General features: G+C 56.0%; 25 protein-coding genes and 1 tRNA gene. 12 read left to right on the top strand and 14 right to left on the bottom strand.

Features of this window, described 5'->3' with window-relative positions; translation table 11 throughout:
- Positions 1–15: 15 nt before the first annotated feature.
- Entirely contained in the window at positions 16–768 is a 753-nt protein-coding gene (locus AC8GFP_RS11165; protein ID WP_506613179.1) for a lytic transglycosylase domain-containing protein, read from the bottom strand.
- Positions 769–856: 88 nt separating this feature from the next.
- On the opposite strand from AC8GFP_RS11165, the gene AC8GFP_RS11160 reads away from it, so the two are divergent.
- On the top strand, positions 857–3,463 hold the full coding sequence (locus AC8GFP_RS11160) for a DUF349 domain-containing protein (protein ID WP_506613178.1): 2,607 nt from the start codon (positions 857–859) through the stop codon (positions 3,461–3,463).
- On the opposite strand, the gene AC8GFP_RS11155 is transcribed toward AC8GFP_RS11160, so the two are convergent.
- Genes AC8GFP_RS11155 through AC8GFP_RS11140 form a run of 4 tightly spaced genes read right to left on the bottom strand, consistent with a single transcriptional unit; the run spans position 3,453 to position 5,822 of the window.
- The gene (locus AC8GFP_RS11155; RefSeq protein WP_506613176.1) at positions 3,453–4,241 is read right to left on the bottom strand and encodes a UDP-2,3-diacylglucosamine diphosphatase; all 789 of its coding nucleotides are present in this window, start codon (positions 4,239–4,241) and stop codon (positions 3,453–3,455) included. The two genes, AC8GFP_RS11160 and AC8GFP_RS11155, sit on opposite strands and share 11 nt — an antisense overlap.
- An 8-nt stretch (positions 4,242–4,249) precedes the next feature.
- Positions 4,250–4,756, bottom strand: a complete 507-nt coding sequence (locus AC8GFP_RS11150) for a peptidylprolyl isomerase (protein ID WP_506613174.1) — start codon at positions 4,754–4,756, stop codon at positions 4,250–4,252.
- Positions 4,757–4,758: 2 nt separating this feature from the next.
- Positions 4,759–5,355, bottom strand: coding sequence for a peptidylprolyl isomerase (locus tag AC8GFP_RS11145; protein WP_506613172.1), 597 nt, complete (start codon positions 5,353–5,355; stop codon positions 4,759–4,761).
- Positions 5,352–5,822, bottom strand: coding sequence for a tetratricopeptide repeat protein (locus AC8GFP_RS11140; protein ID WP_506613170.1), 471 nt, complete (start codon positions 5,820–5,822; stop codon positions 5,352–5,354). The genes AC8GFP_RS11145 and AC8GFP_RS11140 overlap by 4 nt, the downstream gene beginning before the upstream one ends.
- 202 nt (positions 5,823–6,024) lie before the next feature.
- Here AC8GFP_RS11140 and cysS point away from each other — a divergent pair, with 202 nt between their 5' ends.
- The 8 genes from cysS (at position 6,025) to AC8GFP_RS11100 (ending at position 13,330) form a co-directional block, all read left to right on the top strand.
- Positions 6,025–7,431 (top strand): cysteine--tRNA ligase, encoded by a 1,407-nt coding sequence (cysS, locus tag AC8GFP_RS11135; RefSeq protein WP_506613168.1) that lies wholly within the window; start codon positions 6,025–6,027, stop codon positions 7,429–7,431.
- Positions 7,431–8,078 carry a DNA-3-methyladenine glycosylase family protein gene (locus AC8GFP_RS11130; protein WP_506613166.1) on the top strand — a complete coding sequence of 216 codons (648 nt, stop codon included), beginning with the start codon at positions 7,431–7,433 and terminating at the stop codon, positions 8,076–8,078. Before cysS ends, AC8GFP_RS11130 begins: the two co-directional genes overlap by 1 nt.
- 33 nt (positions 8,079–8,111) lie before the next feature.
- The gene (locus AC8GFP_RS11125) at positions 8,112–9,089 is read left to right on the top strand and encodes an acetyl-CoA carboxylase carboxyltransferase subunit alpha (protein ID WP_506613164.1); all 978 of its coding nucleotides are present in this window, start codon (positions 8,112–8,114) and stop codon (positions 9,087–9,089) included.
- Positions 9,052–10,047, top strand: coding sequence for a tRNA lysidine(34) synthetase TilS (gene tilS, locus AC8GFP_RS11120; RefSeq protein ID WP_506613162.1), 996 nt, complete (start codon positions 9,052–9,054; stop codon positions 10,045–10,047). Before AC8GFP_RS11125 ends, tilS begins: the two co-directional genes overlap by 38 nt.
- A 26-nt stretch (positions 10,048–10,073) precedes the next feature.
- Positions 10,074–11,342, top strand: a complete 1,269-nt coding sequence (locus AC8GFP_RS11115) for an aspartate kinase (RefSeq protein ID WP_506613160.1) — start codon at positions 10,074–10,076, stop codon at positions 11,340–11,342.
- Positions 11,343–11,354: 12 nt separating this feature from the next.
- Positions 11,355–11,447 (top strand) — tRNA-Ser (locus tag AC8GFP_RS11110).
- Positions 11,448–11,569: 122 nt separating this feature from the next.
- Positions 11,570–12,328, top strand: a complete 759-nt coding sequence (locus AC8GFP_RS11105) for an SDR family NAD(P)-dependent oxidoreductase (RefSeq protein ID WP_506613159.1) — start codon at positions 11,570–11,572, stop codon at positions 12,326–12,328.
- A 36-nt stretch (positions 12,329–12,364) separates the two neighbouring features.
- A complete protein-coding gene (locus tag AC8GFP_RS11100) occupies positions 12,365–13,330 on the top strand; it encodes a fatty acid desaturase family protein (protein ID WP_506613158.1) in 966 nt (321 codons plus the stop codon).
- Between the two features lie 71 nt (positions 13,331–13,401).
- On the opposite strand, the gene AC8GFP_RS11095 is transcribed toward AC8GFP_RS11100, so the two are convergent.
- A complete protein-coding gene (locus tag AC8GFP_RS11095) occupies positions 13,402–13,728 on the bottom strand; it encodes a hypothetical protein (protein ID WP_506613157.1) in 327 nt (108 codons plus the stop codon).
- Between the two features lie 100 nt (positions 13,729–13,828).
- Here AC8GFP_RS11095 and AC8GFP_RS11090 point away from each other — a divergent pair, with 100 nt between their 5' ends.
- Positions 13,829–14,314: a hypothetical protein gene (locus AC8GFP_RS11090; protein ID WP_506613155.1), complete on the top strand. Its 486-nt coding sequence runs from the start codon at positions 13,829–13,831 to the stop codon at positions 14,312–14,314.
- Positions 14,315–14,317: 3 nt separating this feature from the next.
- On the opposite strand, the gene AC8GFP_RS11085 is transcribed toward AC8GFP_RS11090, so the two are convergent.
- The 5 genes from AC8GFP_RS11085 to AC8GFP_RS11065 all read right to left on the bottom strand — a co-directional run bounded on the left by AC8GFP_RS11085 (position 14,318) and on the right by AC8GFP_RS11065 (position 17,140).
- Positions 14,318–14,632, bottom strand: coding sequence for a hypothetical protein (locus tag AC8GFP_RS11085; RefSeq protein ID WP_506613153.1), 315 nt, complete (start codon positions 14,630–14,632; stop codon positions 14,318–14,320).
- 74 nt (positions 14,633–14,706) lie between these two features.
- Positions 14,707–15,066: a response regulator gene (locus tag AC8GFP_RS11080; protein ID WP_506613151.1), complete on the bottom strand. Its 360-nt coding sequence runs from the start codon at positions 15,064–15,066 to the stop codon at positions 14,707–14,709.
- A gap of 3 nt (positions 15,067–15,069) precedes the next feature.
- Complete coding sequence (locus AC8GFP_RS11075; RefSeq protein ID WP_506613150.1) at positions 15,070–15,900, bottom strand: sensor histidine kinase; 831 nt, start codon at positions 15,898–15,900, stop codon at positions 15,070–15,072.
- An 18-nt stretch (positions 15,901–15,918) separates the two neighbouring features.
- Complete coding sequence (locus tag AC8GFP_RS11070; RefSeq protein WP_506613149.1) at positions 15,919–16,311, bottom strand: hypothetical protein; 393 nt, start codon at positions 16,309–16,311, stop codon at positions 15,919–15,921.
- A gap of 118 nt (positions 16,312–16,429) precedes the next feature.
- Positions 16,430–17,140 (bottom strand): winged helix-turn-helix domain-containing protein, encoded by a 711-nt coding sequence (locus AC8GFP_RS11065; protein WP_506613147.1) that lies wholly within the window; start codon positions 17,138–17,140, stop codon positions 16,430–16,432.
- Positions 17,141–17,258: 118 nt separating this feature from the next.
- Here AC8GFP_RS11065 and AC8GFP_RS11060 point away from each other — a divergent pair, with 118 nt between their 5' ends.
- Together AC8GFP_RS11060 and AC8GFP_RS11055 are read left to right on the top strand one after the other, a co-directional pair.
- Positions 17,259–17,924, top strand: a complete 666-nt coding sequence (locus AC8GFP_RS11060) for a response regulator (RefSeq protein ID WP_506613146.1) — start codon at positions 17,259–17,261, stop codon at positions 17,922–17,924.
- Between the two features lie 2 nt (positions 17,925–17,926).
- Positions 17,927–18,961, top strand: coding sequence for a PAS domain-containing sensor histidine kinase (locus tag AC8GFP_RS11055; RefSeq protein ID WP_506613144.1), 1,035 nt, complete (start codon positions 17,927–17,929; stop codon positions 18,959–18,961).
- A gap of 99 nt (positions 18,962–19,060) precedes the next feature.
- Here AC8GFP_RS11055 and minE read toward each other — a convergent pair whose 3' ends face one another.
- The 3 genes from minE to minC all read right to left on the bottom strand — a co-directional run bounded on the left by minE (position 19,061) and on the right by minC (position 20,948).
- On the bottom strand, positions 19,061–19,321 hold the full coding sequence (minE, locus tag AC8GFP_RS11050) for a cell division topological specificity factor MinE (RefSeq protein ID WP_506613142.1): 261 nt from the start codon (positions 19,319–19,321) through the stop codon (positions 19,061–19,063).
- A 5-nt stretch (positions 19,322–19,326) separates the two neighbouring features.
- A complete protein-coding gene (minD, locus tag AC8GFP_RS11045; RefSeq protein WP_506613141.1) occupies positions 19,327–20,142 on the bottom strand; it encodes a septum site-determining protein MinD in 816 nt (271 codons plus the stop codon).
- Positions 20,143–20,213: 71 nt separating this feature from the next.
- Positions 20,214–20,948, bottom strand: coding sequence for a septum site-determining protein MinC (gene minC, locus AC8GFP_RS11040; protein ID WP_506613139.1), 735 nt, complete (start codon positions 20,946–20,948; stop codon positions 20,214–20,216).
- Positions 20,949–20,964 lie beyond the last annotated feature (16 nt).

Here is a 20,964-nt window from a genome sequence, read left to right as displayed (position 1 = left end):
CAAAAATTAAAAAAATCAGGGTTGAGGTGGAGGTTCGAAAGTCAGCACCTTTTGACCACTGGCAACGTCCAGCAACTTTTGTTGCTCTACCAACACTTTGGTGACATAACCACCATCTTCACCGCTCAAGGCTGCGCCCACATATTGGCGAAGTCCAGCTTCTAGGGAGCCATTGCGGTCGATGGCTTCGCGCAAGACCAACGCGCCGACGTGCAAATTGGTGACGGGATCAAAGGCGGCGAAGTCACCCCCAAAGTCTTCGTATTTGTCCGTGTGAATGCTGGTGCGCACCTGCATCAGACCTTGTGCGCCCATGGAGCTTTGGGCAAACGGGTTGAAGCTGGATTCGATGGCCATGACCGCCAGCAGCAAGGTGGGTTCCAATTTGTACTTGGGCCCAATCACGTAGGCCTCGGCCACCAAAGCACTGAGCGGCTCGGGCGCCACACGGTATTTGCGACTGAGCCACAAAGCGATGCTGGCTTGGTCCTTGGGAAGATCGTCAGGACTGGCAGCGGTGGCGCGTTCCAGCGCATCGCTGCTGTTGCTGCTGAAGCTGAAATCCAAACCATGACGGGTTTGCAACCAGTCGATCAAATGGACTTCAGCGTTTGAACGCAAGTCGGGCTTGTTGCTGAAGATGATGGCCAGGCAAAAAACACCCAGTCCCAGCAAAGCCAGACCGCTGTGCGTGATGAGGAAAAAACCTTGGGCCACATCGGCTGCAAAAACCCGCAGACTTTGCAAGATGGTTTGTAAAACTTTCATACAGCTATTTTAAACCGCCCACCCCATCGCCCTGTCACAATAGCCATCTTTGCCCCTGAGACGGGCCCACTTACTGATTTGAGACGACGTGAACACCCCTTCTTCCAGCGCACTTGATTTGGCCTCCTTGGATACCCTGACTGGCGGCGCCCTGACCGCCCCCACTTCTGGCGAACGAGCCGCGCGTTTGCGTGAATGGATGGCCACCGAGCCCAGCGCCGATCTGTTGCAACAGGTTTTCAAAGAAATGAGCACGCGCGACAAGGGTGCTGCCAAACCGCTGCGCGAGAAACTCGATGAACTGCGCCGTTTGAAAAGCCAAGACGCCTTGGCCGATGAATGGGCCGAGAAGGCCAAGCATTTGCTCGACATCCCTCGATTGAATTTGGCTGACGCCATGGCTTGGCCACGCGACGCCGCCAAAGCTGGTGCGCCGCTGTCACGCGAACCCCTGGCCAGCATGCGGCTGGCGCTGGCGGATCGGGTCAAGCACATTGAAGACTTGGAGCACCGTGCCCAGGTGTTGCGCGAGTCGGCGGTGTTGATGGTGCAACGCATCGAGGTGCTGTCAACCAAAGCCTGGACCGAAGCGGTGGAATTGCAAACCAGTTTGTCCACCGATTTGCAGCGTTTGCAAGCCGAATTGGCCGCACTCAGCCAAGACCCGCATTGGGTCAGCGTGGACGCCAAATACCCCAGCAGCGTGTTGGAAAGCACCCAACACATTCAGCTGGTGTGGGATGCGTTTTCAGCGGCCCTGGCGCAAACCCAAGCGGCCGCGCAAGACGCCAGCTTGCCGCTGCCTGCGGTGCCCGCTTGGGCCGACCAATTGCGCGTGTTGCGTGGTGAAGCCAGCACGGTGGCTGCCCCCAAGCCTGTCGCAGACCTTGCGGTACAAGTCGAAACCCAAAAAGCGCAGGCCGCCAGCAAAGCCGCCGCCTCTTTGCAAAAACAACAAACCGATGCGGTGCGCACCGAGTTGGTGGCGAAAGCCGAAGCCCTGATGAAACCGGTCAAGCCCGAAGGCGAATCCGTGGTGGAAGGCCAGGAAGTCACCGAATGGCAACCCGTCATCACCGGTCGCAAGTTGCAAGACAGCCTGCGCCAGTTGCGCGAGGCCTGGAAAAAAGCCGACCAAGGCGGACAGCCCAACCACGGCTTGTGGAAGCGTTTTGATCAAGCATGCAACCGGGCCTATCCCTTTGTGCAGGCTTGGCTTGAAAAAGCCAAGGCCGAGTCCGCGGCCCACCGTGAACAACGCGTGGCCTTGTTGGCCGAGGTGGCTGCTTGGACGCAAGAACACGCGGGCAACACCGATTGGAAAAAACAAGCGCGTGAATTGCACGCCTTCACCGAGCGCTGGCGCAACAGTGGTCACCTGAGTGAAAAACTCTTTGCCGACATGCAAGCGCAATGGAAGACCGCGATGCAAGCCGCCCACGCAGCCATCGACAAAGCCCAGGCTGACAGCGTGGCGCTGCGCCGCGCCATGATTGAAGAAGCCAAACAATTGGGCGCTGCGGCCAGTTTGCGCATTGACGCGGTGAAGGCTTTGCAACAACGTTGGCAACTCGAATCGCAAGCTGTGCCGGTGGACCGCAAGCTGGCGCAAAAACTGTGGGATGCCTTCAGGCAACCGCTGGACGAAGCATTCCAACGCAAAACCGCCGACCGCGGCAGCCAAATTCAGCAACCCTTGTCGGCCCACGACCAAGCCGTGCTGAATGCCTCACAAGCTTTGGAAAAAGCCATTGCTGCAGGCGACGCCAGCGCGATTCGCCAAGCCATGCAGCACTTGAATGATGTGTCTTTGGGACGGGCGCCCGCAGCAGCCTCAGGCCCTCAAGCAGCACCTGCGCCTCAAGCAGCACCTGCGCCTCATGCAGCTGCCGCTGAAACAAGCCCCACTGAAGCTCCAGCCGAAGCCAATGTTGAAGCCATCACAGATGAGGTAGCAGAAGCGTCTGCTGATGTCGCGACAGAAACCCCAGCCGAAGTTGCAGCTGAACCAGCCCCCGTGGTCAAAGCCCCTGTGCCAACCAAAAAAGTGGTGGCGGTGCGTGGCGATGACCGTCCGGGCCAGAAAAAAACCGAGCCTGCACCCGCCGGGCGTTTTGGTGACAAACCCGGAGCCCGTCGCAACGATGGACCGCCCGGGCGCCGAGGCGCAGACGCTGCCGGACCGCGCCGTGGCACCGATGCCCCGCGCGGCCGAGATGCGTTTGAACCGCGTGGCCCGCGCTTGGGTGACGCCGCTTTCCGCGCCCAACGCCATGCCCTCGAGCAAGCTGACAACGCCTTGCGCCGCATGGCCATGCAAGCCCACGGCGAAACTCTGGTGCACCTGATGTCTGCCTGGGAGCAGCGCCAAGCTGAACAACTACCGGCCGCCAAAGAGTTGGGTAGCCGGGTGTCGGCTGCGCAGCGTCAAGCTTGGGGCCAAGCCTTGCAAACAGCCCCCCAAGGTGCCGCCGACACGGCCTTGCTTCGTTTGGAAATGGCCGCTGAAGTACCCACACCTGCAGCCCATGTGGATGCACGACGTGCCTTGCAACTTCAGTTGCTGACCAAGCGCCATGACGCACCGCCTTTGCAAACTTGGGCGCAAGATGTGGCCTCGGTGTTGGCTGCGCCTTTTGATGCCGAAGCTGCTCGGCGTGTGCAAGCTGCGCTGAAGGTGCTGCTCAAACGCTGAGTGAGAGCTGCTCAGCCCCAAAGCCAGAGTTTTCGCGCCATCGCAAGGCCTGCAATCGCGGCGGTTGAGCCGTGGCCTCCCAATCACTCAGGACCCATCGTTCACCGGCTGGCAACATATGCTTAGCAGCTTGGTGGGTGTGGCCATGCACCAGCACGCTGCATGCGTGTTGCGTGAGCCAAGCTTGGGCCAAGCTGTTGTCCACGTCCACCCAAGTGGTTTGCTGGGCTTTGCGGGCTTCGCTTTGCTGGCGCAATCCACGCGCCATGCTCAAGCGCTCGGGCAGGGATTGCTTTAAGAACGATGCTTGCCAATCAGCAGAGCGCACTTGGCGGCGAAATACTTGGTAGTCCACATCGTCCACGCAAAGTTCATCGCCGTGGCTGAGCAAGATGCTTTGCTGCGCCGTGTGCAGCACACACGGGTCTTGCAAGGGCTGCATGCCGCTGTCAGACCAAGCTTGCGCGCCCATTAAAAAATCTCGGTTGCCGACCAAGCCAAACACAGGCAGGCGTTGCGACGTGGCTTGAATGATCTGCAGGCAGTCGCGCTCGAACGCGCCTTCGGGGTGAAAAAGCAAGTCGTCACCCACCCAAACCTCAAACAAGTCGCCCAAGATGAACAAAGCGTCCGCTTGGACGCTTTGCATGTAATGACGCCAAGCTTGGAAGGTGGCGTCTTCGCTGCGTTGCAGGTGCACATCCGAGATGAACCCGATGTGCGACCAAGCACGCCCGTCCACCTCGCTGGCATGAATGGGCTGTGAAGGCGCAGCCATGAACGTGTTTACAGCAAGACGGCTTTGCTGATCAACACATCGTCTTTGGGTACATCGTCGTGGAAACCTTTGCGGCCCGTGTCTACTTTGCAAATTTGGTCGACCACGTCGGTACCCGACACCACTTTGCCAAACACCGCATAACCCCAACCCGAAGCGGTGGGCGCGGTGTGGTTCAAGAAGCCGTTGTCTTTGACGTTGATGAAGAACTGTGCCGTTGCGGAATGCGGGTCGTTGGTGCGGGCCATGGCCACGGTGTAGCAGTCGTTTTTCAAACCGTTGTTGGCTTCATTGTCGATTTTGCTGTCGACTTTTTTCTCTTTCATGCCGGGGCTCATGCCGCCACCTTGCACCATGAAGCCGGGAATCACACGGTGAAAAATCGTGTCGTCGTAGTGGCCGTTTTCCACATAGCGCAAAAAATTGGCGACGGTATTGGGCGCTTTGTCAGCATCGAGTTCGAGCGTGATGACGCCCAGGTCTTGAACATGCAGTTCGACTTGAGGGTTGGACATGGTTACTTCACCAAAGTTGCAGATTGAATGACCACCTGTGTTTGCGGCACATCGGTGGGGAAGGGGCCACCGTGACCGGTGGGCAGTTGTTTGATTTTGGTGATGACGTCCATGCCCGAGACCACTTTGCCAAAGGCCACATAGCCCCAAGCTTGACCTTGCGGCGCTTGGTGGTCGAGGAAATCGTTGTCTTTCACATTGATGAAAAACTGTGCCGATGCGGAATGCGGGTTGTTGGTGCGGGCCATGGCCAGTGTGCCCACGGTGTTGCGCGGGCCGCCTTTGGCTTTGACTTCAGCACCTTCGTGCTTGATGGGTGCTTTGGTGGATTTCTCCCGGTACTTGGTGTCGTAACCGCCGCCTTGGATCATGAAGTTGTTGATGACCCGGTGAAAAATGGTGCCGTTGTAATGGCCATCGCGCACATAGCCCAGAAAATTCTCTACGGTGGCTGGCGCTTTGTCAGCCGCAAGCTCCACCACAAATTCACCGGCGCTGGTGACAAATTTCACTTGGGGGTTGGCTGTTTGGGCGTGGACACCCAGAACGCTGGAGAAGGCCAACAGGGCGGCCAAAAGAATGCGGCGTGAAGAGATCATGGTGGGCTCAGTGTGGTTTGTAAAACAGGTTGAAGGGCTTGCAGTTTGGTGTTCAAGGCTCGAGAGCCACCACCCAAGCTTTGGGCTTTTTGCAGCGAACGCATGGCCAAGTGCAGTTGCACATCGCCCAGGTTTTCATGGGCGGTGGCGTAATTCGGGTTGTTCATCAAGGCATGCTCAAAAGCCGCTTTGGCTTCGTCGATTTTCCCCATGGAGGCCAGCATCACCCCCAGGTTGTTTTGCACTTCGGGCAGTTCGGGGTAGTCTTGGGCCAACTGCACATACACATCCAGCGCTTCATCGTTGCGTTGCATTTGCTGCATCAAGCGTGCTCGCCAAAAACGCATTTGCGGATCGCGGGGTTGGTTCACCAAGTAAGCATCTACTTGTTTCAAGGCCTCGGACCAATTGCGCTGGATCATGCTTTTTTGCACTTCGTCGTGCGGCGTGCCCTTGAAGGTTTGCAAGCTCGATGTTTGTGCTTGCACGTCCCAACCGACAAGCCCCAAACATGCTGACAGCAGGACGCATGTCAACCAGCGTTTGTTCAGAACAAAAGTAAAGGGCAAGCGATAGAAATGCAAAATAAGTCTGTCTCGATATACTGCGCGCATTGTAGTAGAGAGACCTTACGCGCCCTGTCGCGCATTTCACGCCTAAGCTCACGACATGTCCCTTCGCATTCACAACACGCTCACGCGTGATTTGCAAGCTTTTGCGCCTCTGAAAAAAGGCCATGTGCGGATGTACGTCTGCGGCATGACGGTTTACGACTTTTGCCACATTGGCCACGCACGTTCCATGGTGGCCTTTGATGTGGTGCAACGTTGGCTCAAGCAGTCTGGCTACCAAGTCACCTATGTGCGCAACATCACCGACATCGACGACAAAATCATCCGCCGCGCCACCGAGAACGGCGAGACCATCCGCGCACTCACCGACCGCATGATTGCGGCGCTGCATGAAGACGCGGATGCCTTGGGCATTGAGCGCCCCAGCGCCGAACCCCGTGCCACCGACCATGTGCCCGGCATGTTGTCCATCATCGCGAAGTTGGAAGACAAAGGCTTGGCCTACCGTGTCGCCAGTGGCGACGTGAATTACGCGGTGCGCAAGTTTGTCGGCTATGGCAAGTTGTCTGGCAAGTCCCTTGATGAATTGCATGCAGGCGAGCGGGTGGCTGTGCTGGATGGCAAAGAAGACCCGCTGGACTTTGTGCTGTGGAAGTCTGCCAAAGCCGACGAACCCGCCGATGTGAAATGGGACAGCGTCTACGGCGCTGGCCGCCCCGGTTGGCACATCGAGTGCTCGGCCATGGCCTGCGAATTGTTGGGCGAGTCGTTTGACATCCACGGTGGCGGTGCGGATTTGCAGTTTCCGCACCATGAAAACGAAATTGCGCAAAGCGAAGGCGCCCACGGTGTGGCCATGGCCTCGTTTTGGATGCATAACGGTTTCATCAATGTGGACAACGTGAAGATGTCCAAAAGCCTGGGCAATTTCTTCACCATCCGTGATGTGTTCAAAAACTACGAGCCCGAGGTGGTGCGTTTCTTTGTGGTGCGCAGCCATTACCGCAGCCCCTTGAATTTCAGTGACGTGCACCTCGATGATGCCCGTGCTTCCTTGAAGCGTCTCTACACCGCATTGCACGCCGTGCCGCCCGATGCCTTGGCCATCGACTGGACGCAGCCCCATGCCGCGCGTTTCAAAGCCGCCATGGACGAAGACTTTGGCACGCCCGAAGCCGTGGCCGTGTTGTTTGAGTTGGCGGCTGAAGTCAATCGCAGCGCATCCACGGCCCTCAGTGGCTTGCTGAAAAGCTTGGGTGCGGTGTTGGGCTTGTTGCAGCAGTCGCCGCAAGATTTTTTGCAAGGCAAGGCCCGTCACACAGACACCGCTGAAGGCTCATCTGCCGATGACGAAGCCAGCGGCATTGAAGCACTGATCGCCCAACGCGCCCAGGCCAAAGCCGCCAAAAACTTTGCCGAAGCGGACCGCATTCGCCAAGATTTGTTGGCCCAAGGCATTGTGTTGAAGGACTCGCCGCAAGGCACTCAATGGGAGCGCGCTTGATGGCAACGCGCCCTTTGCAAGTCAAGTTGATCAAGCCCGCCTATTGGGAAGAGGCTTGCAAACACCTGGCCAAAAAAGACCGGGTCATGCGCCGCCTCATTCCGCAGTTTGGTGATGTTTGTTTAGAGTCCAGAGGCGACGCCTTCGTTACTTTGGCCCGCAGCATCGTGGGCCAGCAAATTTCGGTGAAGGCCGCGCAGTCGGTGTGGGACCGTTTTGCGGCCCTGAGCAAAAGCCTGACACCTGCCAATGTGCTCAAGCTGAAGGTGGACGACATGCGGGCTTCTGGTTTGTCGGCTCGCAAGGTGGAATACCTCGTGGACTTGGCCCTGCATTTCTCCAATGGCACGGTGCACACCCGCCAATGGGCCGACATGGATGACGAGGCCATCATCGACGAATTGGTGGCCATCCGTGGCATTGGCCGTTGGACCGCCGAGATGTTTCTCATCTTTTATTTGTTGCGACCCAATGTGTTGCCGCTGGATGATGTGGGCCTCATCAATGGCATCAGCCACAACTATTTTTCAGGCGAAGCCGTGAGCCGCAGCGATGCCCGTGAAGTGGCCTCGGCCTGGGCCCCTTATTGCAGTGTGGCAACTTGGTATATTTGGCGCTCGCTGGACCCCCAACCCGTGGCTTATTGACACGACGCAGGGCTGGCGAACAAGGAGACCCGATTGGCGAAAAAAACTTTTCTCGACTTTGAGCAACCGATTGCCGAACTCGAAACCAAGATCGAAGAACTGCGCTACGTGCAAGTGGAGTCTGCGGTGGACATCTCGGAAGAGATTGACCAACTCTCTAAAAAGAGTTTGCAACTCACCAAAGACATTTACGCTGACTTGACGCCTTGGCAAATCACCAAGATTGCCCGCCACCCCGAGCGCCCCTACACCCTGGATTACATCGGCGACATCTTCACCGACTTCGTGGAGATGCACGGTGACCGCCACTTCGCCGACGACCTGAGCATCGTCGGTGGCTTGGCCCGTTTCAATGGCAATGCCTGCATGGTGATTGGCCAGCAAAAAGGCCGTGACACCAAAGAGCGCACCGCCCGCAATTTCGGCATGACCCGCCCCGAGGGTTACCGCAAAGCTCTGCGATTGATGAAGACTGCCGAGAAATTCAAGTTACCGGTGTTCACCTTTGTCGACACCCCCGGTGCGTTTCCCGGCATCGATGCCGAAGAGCGCAGCCAGTCTGAGGCGATTGGCCGCAATATTTTCGAGATGGCCCAACTGCAAGTGCCCATCATCACCACCATCATTGGTGAAGGTGGCTCGGGCGGCGCGTTGGCCATCAGCGTGGCCGACCAGTTGCTGATGTTGCAGTACTCCATTTATTCCGTCATCAGTCCCGAAGGTTGCGCCTCCATTTTGTGGAAAACCTCGGACCGCGCATCCGATGCAGCTGAAGCCTTGGGCATCACTGCGCACCGTTTGAAAGCCTTGGGCTTGGTGGACAAAATCGTCAACGAACCGGTGGGCGGCGCCCACCGCGACACCAAACAAATGTGCGCCCAACTCAAGCGCGGTTTGAACGACGCTTGGCGACAACTCAGCGACTTGAAAGTCAAAGAGTTGCTCGAGCGGCGTTATGAACGGCTGCAAAGCTATGGCCGATTCAACGACACCAAAGCTGACGCTCGTTGATGCTTTAAGACAAGCCGCATTGCCTGCGGCCTTGTCACTAGACCATTTCCATCCCCCGTTGCCTTTCGCTGTGGCCTTGAGCGGCGGTGCGGATTCGTGTGCGCTGCTGTTAGCCTGCGCCAAGCAATGGCCCGGGCAGGTGAGGGCGGTGCATGTTCACCACGGTTTGCAAAACGCCGCCGACCTGTTTGCAAGCCACTGCCAACAACTTTGCGATCAACTGCACGTGCCCTTGGTGGTGCAGCATGTGAACGCCCAACACGCCCCCGGCGAAAGCCCGGAAGACGCGGCCCGCTTGGCCCGCTATGCGGCTTTATCAGAGGCCTTGCAAAAGCACTGGGGCGGCACATTGCGTGACGTGGCCTTGGCCCAGCATGCGGATGACCAAGTGGAAACCATGTTGTTGGCCTTGTCGCGTGGAGCCGGTTTGCCGGGGCTGTCGGCCATGCCCGAGCGGATTGAGCGTCAGGGTTTGGTGTTGCACCGGCCTTGGTTGGCCGTGCCCGGTGCAGCTTTGCGTGAATGGTTGCAAAGCGTGGGCGTGAGCTGGGTGGAAGACCCCAGCAACGCCGATACCCGCTTCACCCGCAACAAAATTCGGCACCAGTTGTTGCCTGCGTTGCAGGAAGCCTTTCCCGCGTTTCGCCAAACCTTTGCCCGCAGTGCAAGGCATGCGGCGCAAGCGCAAAGCTTGTTGAAGGAATTGGCCCAGCAAGATCTGCAGCACACCGGTCACCCGCCGCGCATCAAAGACTTGCAAACGCTCAGCCCGGCCCGTCAAGCCAATGTGTTGCGCCATTGGCTGCGGCAAAGCGGGGCACAGGTCAGCACCAAACAACTGGACGCGTTGTTGGTGCAAATCGAAGCGTGTCGCACCCGTGGCCATCAGATCGACATCAAAGTGGGCGAGGGCTTTGTCAGGCGCGATGGGCCCGTGCTCGGTTGGTACAATTTCTAGCTTTTCCAGACGCAAACCTCTACAAGATGGCTCTCATCGTTCACAAATACGGCGGCACCTCCATGGGCTCGACCGAACGCATCCAAAACGTGGCCAAGCGCGTGGCCAAATGGGCCAAAGCCGGTCACCAAATGGTGGTGGTGCCCTCGGCCATGAGCGGCGAAACCAACCGCTTGCTGGGGTTGGCCAAAGAACTGGCTGGCAACGCCCACACCGACGCCCATCTGCGCGAACTCGATGCCCTGGCCGCCACCGGTGAACAAGCGTCTTCCGCCTTGTTGGCCATTGCTTTGCAAGCCGAAGGCGTGCCCGCCGTCAGCTACGCTGGTTGGCAAGTGCCGATTCACACCAACAGCGCCTTCACCAAAGCCCGCATCGAATCGATTGACGACCAGCGTGTGCGTGCCGATTTGAACGCAGGCAAAGTGGTCATCATCACCGGCTTTCAGGGCGTGGACCCCAACGGGCACATCACCACCTTGGGTCGAGGCGGCTCTGACACCTCGGCCGTGGCCGTGGCCGCCGCCATGAAAGCCGCTGAATGCTTGATTTACACAGACGTCGATGGTGTCTACACCACCGACCCGCGCGTGGTGCCCGAAGCCCGCAGGCTGCACACCGTCAGCTTTGAAGAGATGCTGGAAATGGCGTCCTTGGGCAGCAAGGTGTTGCAAATCCGTTCGGTGGAATTTGCCGGCAAGTACAAAGTGCCGCTGCGCGTGCTGTCCAGCTTCACGCCCTGGGACATCGACATCCAAGAGGAAGCCAAATCCGGCACCTTGATCACTTTTGAGGAAGACGAACAAATGGAACAAGCCATCGTATCTGGCATTGCCTTCACCCGCGACGAAGCCAAAATTTCTGTGCTGGGCGTGCCCGACAAGCCCGGCATCGCCTACAAAATTTTGGGCACCGTGGCCGAGGCCAATATTGAAGTGGACATGATCATTCAAAACATCAGCAAAGGTGGTTTGACCGATTTCAGCTTCACCGTGAACCGCAACGACCATGCCCGCGCCATGGACCTGCTGAAAACCAAAGTGCTGCCCGAGCTGGGCGCACCCGAGGTGCTGGGCGACGCCAAGATTTGCAAGGTGTCCATCGTCGGCATCGGTATGCGCAGCCATGTGGGCGTGGCCAGCAAAATGTTCGAATCCCTGAGCGGCGAGGGCATCAATATCCAGATGATTTCCACCAGCGAAATCAAAACCTCGGTGGTGATTGACGAGAAGTATTTGGAGCTGGCGGTACGCGCCCTGCACAAAGCCTTTGACTTGGAGCAGAATCAGGCATAATTTGAACCAGCTGGAAACGTGACCGAGTGGCCGAAGGTGCTCCCCTGCTAAGGGAGTATGGGGTGTTGAGCCTCATCAAGGGTTCGAATCCCTTCGTTTCCGCCAGCTACAAATAAAACGCCCCGAAAGGGGCGTTTTTATTTCTAGGCCGCGGTAACGAGCCGATGCTGTGATTTTTTCGGTTGACAAATTTCATCCACAATCTGCTTAATTTCCGGAGCATCTGCATGAAAAAAAATATCACCATCTTGACCGGCGCGTCACGCGGCATGGGTTTGGCCATGGCCAAGCAACTTTGTCATGCCGACCAATGGGTGTTGTGCATTTCACGTGGCCAATCCGAGGAGTTGACTGCCATTGCAAGCAAACAAGGCGCACACTTGGTGCAATGGCAAGCTGACTTGGCGCAACCCGCGGCTGTGGCTGAGAAGCTGTCGCATTGGTTAGACGCACTGAATTCCAAAGAATTTGCATCGGCCACCTTGATCAATAACGCTGGCGCAATCGGTCATTTGGGTCCGGTGGATGAGGCACCTCTTGACAGTTTGCTGCAAGGTCTGGCTATCAACTTGCAAGCGCCTGTTTTGTTGAGCGCGGTGTTTTTAAAGCACACGCGCCAATGGCAGATGCCGCGCAAGATCTTGAATATTTCTTCCGGTTTGGGTCGCCGCCCCATGGCTGCCAGCGCTTTGTATTGCGCCGGCAAAGCCGGGTTGGATCATTTCACCCGCTGTTTGGCGCTGGATGAGGCTTTGCACAGCAATCCGGCGAAAGTGGTGTCACTGGCCCCGGGCGTGATCGACACAGACATGCAAACCGATTTGCGCAGCGCCAAAGGTGCGAGCTTTCCGGATCAAAACATGTTTGTGCAATTGAAAAACAACGGCGCACTCACCTCACCCGATCAGGCCGCCAGGCAATTACTGGCTTATGTGCAAAGAGCGGATTTCGGCAGCAACCCTGTAGCCGATGTCAGGGACAATTAGGCAAGAGCCAACACCAAGAATAGTTCCCTCTGATCCATGAACCCGACACCGATCCTCGTTGATCCCTTGCTTCAAGATGATGTGGATCGTCGCGAAGACTGCGCATTGAGCGCCCAAGAAGACCAAGGGTTGCGGCAACGCTCCAACTTGTGGGGCATGGGGTTGGTGGTACACGCCTGGGCCATGGTGGCTGTCTGCATGGCCGTGTTTGCCGCTTGGCCCAATCCCTTCACTTTTTTGGTGTGCAGCGCTTTGATCGGCGGGCGGCAGTTGGGCCTGAGCATTTTGATGCACGATGCCGCGCACCGTGTGTTGATGCGTCATCCCGCATGGAACGATAGCGTTGGACACTGGCTTGCAGGTGGCGCGGTGGGCTCGCACATGCACGACTACCGTCCCTATCACCTGACACACCATCGCCACACCCAGCAAGACAAGGACCCGGATCTGGTGCTGTCTGCCCCTTTTCCGATCTCCTCGGCTGGACTGCGTCGCAAGGTTTGGCGAGACCTCAGCGGCCAAACAGGCATCAAACAACGCCTAGCCCAAATTCGATCGGGCATGGGCCAAGACGGCACGATTTGGCAACGCCTATGGCGCTTGCTGCGCCATGAACGTGCGTTTTTCCTAAGCAACCTGAGTTTGTTTCTGGTGTTGTGGGGGCTGGACCAACCCATGCTGTTTGTGTGGATGTGGGTGCTGCCGCTGCTGACATGGTTTCAACTCTTCAGCCGCGTGCGCAACATCGCTGAGCACGCGGTGACCAGCGACAGAAATGACCGGTTGCGCAACACCCGAACCACGTTGGCAAACATGCTGGAGCGTGCACTGGTCGCGCCCTATTGGGTCAACTACCACCTCGAACACCATTTGTATGTGTTCGTGCCGTGCTGGAAATTGCCTGCCGCCCACCGTTTATTGGTGCAGCGCGGACTGGCTCCGCAGATGGAAATATCCCCCAGCTATGCAGCTGTGTTGCGCCAAGCCACCCAAGCCCGCTGACGCTTCTCAAGGTTTCCCTGTCATTCAAAAGACCAAACCCAGGGTGTCCTTGCTGGCGATGCTGAAGACGTTCATTTGTTGTTTCTCTCCAGCATGAACTCACCCACGCCATACATTGCGGAGGAAAGTGGATTTGCACGGCAATAGTTATCCATCCAAAGGTAAATTTGCCCAGTTGTTATGCCCCCCAAATAATTGAAGGGCTTGTGGTCTGCGTCCAAGGTCAAGGTCATGTTGGCGCCACTCAAAAACCCAATCAACCACGCCTTGTTTTCTAGTTCACGTGCATGGGTATCTGGTTTCACCCACATCGCACAGTCTGGCTCCCCGCGAACCCATTCAGCGGAGGCGGATAGGCACAACATCCAAAGGAAAAGGGCAACAAGTTTGGTTTTCATTCATGATTCTGCGACATAGCGACTTCCATTTTCTTCTACCATGGCTGAAATGTTTCAAAGATTTGTTACAAACGACCCCTTCCTAATCTGAAAGTTTGCCATGAGCGTTGTGCCCCCAGACGTGGAGAAGCGGTCGATTCAAAAGATGATCGACATGGTTTTACAGCAAACCAACCTGATGGCGCAATTGCCTGAAATCTTTTATGCGGTGGAAGAGGATTTAGCCACGCAATACACCGAAGATGAATTGACCGACCAAGGCAATCTTTACGTGGTGTACCGCGCCCTGAATGGCCGTGTCTGGTCGCCTGAATTGGAGGCCGGGTTAACGCAGGCGCAAAAGGCGTATTTGCTGGGCTTGGCCAAGGGCGGGCACATCGAGGTGAGCATCGTGCGCCGCGACTGCGAATTGAACGAGGTGTCGATTCCCTTGGAATTCAAAAACGCCGGGCCTTCTCACCATGCCAAATTCACGTTCACCTTGACCATTGGTGCAGACCTGGATGCGTCCGTGGTTCACCATGTGAAGGGCAGTTATGCAGGCATCAGCCCGCAAGATTTCTGCAAATTGGTTGAAGCCCTTTAGTGGTCAGGGCTGGTTTTTCAGCAACTTGGTGACCGACTGCCCCACATTGGCTTGCGGTTGCGCTTCGCAATAGGCATTGGTTTTTTCCAACAACACCTCCACCGACGGCATGGTTTGGTAAATGTCTTGGCCAGTCTGGGCCAGTTGCGCATCCCGCCAACCGTTCACATAACCAAACAACCATTCGCGCTGAACCGCGGTGCTGAGATTGGCTTTGCGGGCTGTGTTCCAAGCTTCACAGTTGCGCGAAGGCAGAGCTTCAGCCCAAGCCATGCTTGCCACCACGCTGGCCAAAACCAAGGCCAACAAGCCCCTCATGTGTTTTTTAGTCATTCCACCATTATGTGGGTGCTCGCCACCACCTTGTCTGGCTTTGCTTTTGGCTGAGGGATTCAGGCGGCAAGCACCGACAACAGCTCGTGGCTGCGAATCGGCTTGATCAAGATCTTGTCAAAGCCTGCAGCTTCCAGCAGTTGCACATCCGCTGGCATGGCGTGGGCGGTGTATGCGACGATTTTCATATGTCGAAGTTGCGGTTCTTGACGCAACTGCTGACACAGCTGCAGACCACTCACCGTGGGCATGGAAATATCCAACAACACCACGTCGCAATGGTTGTGCGCCAACCAAGCCATCGCTTGTTCAGCGCTGTCGCACTCTTGCACCTCATGGCCCAAGGGTCGCAAAAACAAACCAGGCAACAAACGGTTGGTGTGGTTGTCATCCACCACGATCACTTTCAAAGAGGTCATGGTTCAGGCGGTGCTTTCTTCACGAACGGGCAGGGTGAAAAAGAACAAACTGCCTTTGCCGACCTGACTGCTGAAATCCAGAAACCCACCCATCAGGTGCACCAGTTGATGGCTGAGCAGCAAGCCCAAACCAGAGCCCTCGTTGGGGCGCAGCACAAATGGCACTTGTTTCTCATGCAATCGTTTGAAAAGTGTTTTTTGAACGTCCTCGGGCACGCCTTTGCCCGAGTCTTCCACCGAGAAGGTGACAAACTGCCCGTTGGCGCTGGATGACACGGTCAGCATCACACTGCCTTGAGGTTTGTTGTAGTTGATGGCGTTGTCCACCAAGTTGTTCAGCACTTGGCGAACGCGGTAGGGGTCGGCCCGCATGCGCACAGGTGCATCTTGAGAAGTGTTCACTTTCAAGCTGATGCCCAATTCGTTGGCGCGGGCTTGGTGCAGTGCACGTACCGACTCCACCAAATCTTGGATCTCAAATTCGGAGTTGGACAAGTCCAAGCTGCCTTCTTGAATTTTGGTGAGGTCCAACAAACCATTGACCAAATGCAGCATTTGCAAGCTGTTCTCCAAAATAATTTTGGAGGTGAACTGAACCATCGGTTCTCGGGTGCTGCTGTAGATGTACTCGGCATAGCCCATGACGCCATTCAGGGGGGTGCGCAAGTGGTGCGACATGGACGCCAAAAAATCTTGCAAGCGCTGCTTGCTGTCTTGCGCTTGGTTGGCCTGCAACTGCAGCCATTGATTGCGTTTTTGCGCCACCCACAGCATGTAGCTCAGCACCAGCAATGCCAGCAACAGCAAAAGGCTGACCACGAGGCCGGTCGACATGGTGTTGAAAGGCCCGCTTTATTTCTTGGGGAAGATCAAGAATTCATTGCCCAGCATCCGACCAAATTCGGCCGCGTGGGCATCCAGGGTTTTCAGGAGGGTGTCGGTGGGCAGTATTTTTTTGGAGCGTTTGTCGATATTGCTGGATTCAAACTCGATCAGGCCATCGCTTTCAAATTCGCGGATTTTGTAGCGCAGGGCTCTCTCGCTCAGTTCTTTGTTGTAGTAAATGCCTTTCAACAAGGCGCTGGGCCCGCCTTTGTCGTCTTGCAGCTGTTTGGCAATATTCAAATAAAGGTAGCGACCCGCTTGGGTGTGTGTCAGCCCAAGGTGTTGGTTTTCCCACTCGTGCAATTGGCAAATGACTTGTAAAAATTTGGTGCTGAGCAGTTGATCGTTGTCGTGGCGCATGACGCTGGTCCAAGAATGGGTCGGAGGCGGATCTTAAAAAAGCAGTTTCTTTAAAACTGATGAAAGCTGATATTTGTTGTTTATAAACTTCAAGTAAAACATGAAGACAGGGAAATATTCACCTTATATAAATAGACACACACAGCTGGTAGCCCTTGAGTCGGACGGCTTTCAAGGCCTGATTACCGGCACCACAGTCGCGTAATTTTTTGCGCAACCTGTACAACTGGGCTTCGAGTGCAGGTTTTTTTAAAGTTTGCTCAGTTTTTCCCAGCAGGTCATAAATTTGCCACAAGGCCAGGGTTCGTTCTTTGGCGCGGGCCAGAGATTGGAGCAGCAGGTACTCGGTGCTGGTCAGCGGCACCTCTGCATCGTGGCCAGAAAGACTGCGTTGCTGGCTGTGGAGTTCGAGTGTCCTCGACGATGTTTTGGCGGATGGCACGAAGGTCTGCTGGGTCATGCGCAAGCGCTGTAACAGGTTGGCCATCATGGGTAGCCATTCCTCGGCGTCAAAGTTGGGGCCAATCACCAAATCGGCACCGCTTTTCCATGCTTGCACCCGCTTGGGCATGCAATGGGGATTGGTGATGCACACCAAGCCCGCCAAAGGGTGCACTTGCCGCAGACGGGCCGTCAATTCAAATGCAGCCTCGCTGGATTCGGTCGCGTCCAACAGGCAAAGGTGCAGGTGGGTGCTGAACTCGTCTTCAAAGGCATCCATGGAATGGAGCACATCCATGTCTTGCCCCAGCTCCGCCATGACAGCCCTGATCTGGTCAACCAGCGCGGGCTGGTTGCTGATCAGTAGCACACTTAAATTGAATTCCATTTCATGTTCTTGTTGCTAAAGTCATTCTTGGAATTTTCGTCAAAATACCTAGAAAAACCATCACATGATCATGTGAAGACCCATTCACCAACACTCGAAACGCTTTTAATTTATAGCGATGAACAACCCGAACATGCCCATTCAACACGCTTTGATGGTGGAGGACGAGCCTTTCTACCAAGACTATTTTTTGGATGTTTTTTCAAGCTTGGGGCCGCAGTGGCGTTTGGATTTTGCAAACACGGGAGCGGCGGCAGACAACTACTTGCGCCATTGCAAGACCCCATTGGATTTGGTCTTGGTGGACTTGGGTTTGCCCGACACCACGGGCTTGGAAGTCATCAAGCGGGTCTACCAACAATTCAGCCAAACCCCCATCATCGTGATGACCACCTTCTCCTCCGAAGAGTCGTTCCTCTCGGCAATCCGTGCAGGTGCCAGCGGCTATTTGCTGAAATCCGAACAAGCCGAAACTTTGGTGCAAGGCATTCAACAGGTGTTGCAAGGCCACTACCCAGTCAGCCCCTCGTTGGCACGTTATTTATTTCGCTTGTCGGGCTCACCGGTGTTGAAAGAATCCAACACGGCGATTTCAATTTCCCCTCGTGAGGCGGATTTGCTCTGCGCCTTGGCCAAAGGATTGAGCTATGCCCAATGCGCAAAAGCCATGGGCATCAGTTTGAACACGGTGCAATCGCATATTCGCAATGTCTACCGCAAGCTGAATGTCTCAAATCAAACACAGGCCATCAACAAAGCCAGGGCTTCAGGGGTGATTGCATAACCATGCCTGAACAATTTGACAAAGACCATTTACTCAGGATCATGGATGCCGTGCCTTGCGGTCTGTATGACTACTACTTGGATGCGCAAGGTGTCAGCCATTTCCCCTATTTCAATCAACAATTTTTGGATCTCTTGGAAATCACCCGCGAGGAATTGGCGCAAGATGGTTCCATTGTTTGGGCCTTGTTTCATCCTGATGACCGGGAAAGGGTGGCCCAGGTAGATATTGATGCCAACACCTCCGGTCAGTTGTTTTTCGTGGAAACCCGCATCGTCACCAAAAGCGGCACTATGAAGTGGATTCAAATTTCGTCCATGCCGACACGCAAAACCGTTGATGGTGCAGCAGTGTGGTCGGGCTATTACTTGGACATCTCCAAAAACAAGATGCTTCAGGCCGAGTTGCTGCAAGCCCAAGAACAATTGAGAGAAGCGGCGGTGCAAGCTGCCCGACACCACGAACGTACCGCCTTGATGCGCGATGTGCACGATGGCTTTGGCTCGCAGCTCAGCCAAGCACTCATGATGATGGAGAAGGGGCAACTCAGCCCGTCGCAAATTCAGCAACTCTTGCAAGAATGTGTGGTTGATTTGTATTTGGTGGTTGATACCTTCAGCGACGAAGAAGCCTTGTTGGCCAATGCGTTTGTGGATTACCGCTATCGGGTGCAAAAGCGCCTGAGTGCTCAACCGGTGCAAATTGACTGGGACTTGAACTTAGACCACATGGGCCCCATGCCGCCCAGGCTCATTCTGCATTTGCTGCGCATCGTGCAAGAGCTTTTGAGCAACAGTTTGCGTCATGCCCAAGCCACCCGCATTCAAATTTCCGCTCAGTTTGATGCCAGTCAGCAGGTGTTGTTGGTCAGCTGTACCGATGATGGTGTGGGCTTGGGCGAGTTGAAACATCACGGGCGTGGACTGCAAAACATCCATCAGCGGGTGCGTGAACTGGGTGCGTCCATCGCTTTTGAACAACTAACCCCAGGCACCCAAGTGACTATTTTTTGGTCTGCTTCATTGACCAAGGCTTGAAGCATTTGTCCTGGGTTTTGAGAAGGCTTGAGGGGGCGGCATCGGGGTCAACCGTGCCGCCTATTTGGCAGCCTGCGCAAGGCACTGCAAGCTGTCTGTTCAACGCGCGTCAGGCAATTCGATTTTCACTTCCAGCACTTCCAAGTTGTCTTGGCGCTCGAGGTTGACTTTGATGTCATTCGGGTTGATGTTGACGTACTTGGACAGCACCGCAATCAGGTCGCGCTGCAAGTCGGGCAGGTAGTCGGGTTGGTGGGCATTTTTGCCGGAGCGCTCGTGCGCCAAAATGATTTGCAGCCGCTCTTTGGCCACGCTGGCGGTTTTTTTCTTTTCGCCAATCAGGAAAGACAGAAAGGACATGCTGCTTATCTCCGGCCAAACACGCGTTGCAACAAGCCCTGCTTGACGGCCTCGGTGAAGCGCAACGGCACTTCTTTGCCCAAGAAACGATCGACCACGTCTTTGTAGGCTTCGGCGACATCGCTTTTTTCCAACAGAACAGCGGGCACGCCTTGGTTGGAGGCTTGCAGCACGTCTTCGGATTCGGGAATCACGCCAATGAGGGGAATGCGCAGGATGTCTTGGATGTCTTCCAAGGACAACATGTGACCCTCTTGTACCCGCGTGGGGTTGTAGCGGGTGATCAGCAAGTGTTCTTTGATCGGGTCTGCGCCTTGAATGGCGCGCAGTGTTTTGCTGCCCAACATGCCCAAGATGCGGTCCGAGTCACGCACCGAAGACACCTCGGGGTTGGTGACGATCAGGGCTTCATCGGCAAAGTGCATGGCCATCAGAGCGCCGGTTTCAATGCCAGCGGGAGAGTCGCACACGATGAATTCGAAATCCATGCCGGCCAGATCGCGCAACACGCGTTCCACACCGTCGATGGTCAAAGCTTCTTTGTCGCGGGTTTGCGAAGCGGCCAACACAAACAGGTTGTCGGAATGCTTGTCTTTGATGAGTGCTTGGTTGAGGGTGGCTTCGCCGTTGATGACGTTGACGAAGTCGTAGACCACGCGGCGTTCGCAGCCCATGATCAAGTCCAAATTGCGCAAGCCGACGTCAAAGTCGATCACCACGGTTTTGTGGCCACGCAAGGCCAGGCCAGATGCAAAACTGGCGCTGGTGGTGGTCTTGCCCACGCCGCCTTTGCCCGAGGTCACCACGACTATTTTGGTCATCGAAAAAAATCCTTGTTGAATGAGTAAGCAGCTTGGCCAGCGCGAGGGGCTTGGCACTACAGCCAAAGAGTTTACAAGGCCCGCATGGACAGCTTGTCGTCGGCCAACCAAACCTGTGCGGCTTTGCCTGCCACCTCTTTGGGCAGGGGTGTGTCACTGGTGCGGTATACGCCTGCAATCGACACCAATTCGGCTTCCAAACTCGCCGCAAAAATACGCGCCGAGGTGTCGCCTTTGGCCCCTGCAATCGCTTTGCCACGCAGCGGTGCATACACATGGATATGCCCATCGGCCATCACTTCAGCGCCGGGGTTGACCATGGCCAGCACCACCAAATCGCGTCCACGCGCATACACCTGTTGGCCTGACCGCAAGGGCTTGTCCACCACCAAAGCGCTTTGGCCTGCACCCGCGACTTCACGCACCACTTCGACTTCGCGCACGATTTCACGCACCACCTCGGTGGGCGTGTCGTTCAATGAAGGCAAAACCCGTGCTTCGCTGCTGACAAACAAACCCGCCAAGGCCGCCGCCGCTTCATGCGAGGGGTTGCCAGCCCGCAAGGCCACCGGATTCAAGCGGTAACGGCGCAACAGTTGCAACAAGCCGTTCAAGTCCAAACTGCCTTCGGCGCCGTGTAAATCAATCAGCACCGCGTCGTTGTCGAAGAAGTCGGGGTTGTCGCCAAATCGGCTGTCCATGTCGGCCGACAGCGTGGCCAAGTCCAAGGACTTGATGAGCACCGACACCAGGGGCAGGGTGGCGCTCTTGATTTCGAATGACAGGGGTGAGGAACGAGAGCTCATAAAGGATCCGGGTCGT

This window comes from Limnohabitans simekii (SeqCode) (assembly GCF_965234735.1).
Lineage (GTDB): Bacteria > Pseudomonadota > Gammaproteobacteria > Burkholderiales > Burkholderiaceae_C > Limnohabitans > Limnohabitans simekii.
This window is presented reverse-complemented; position numbering and strand designations above follow the sequence as displayed.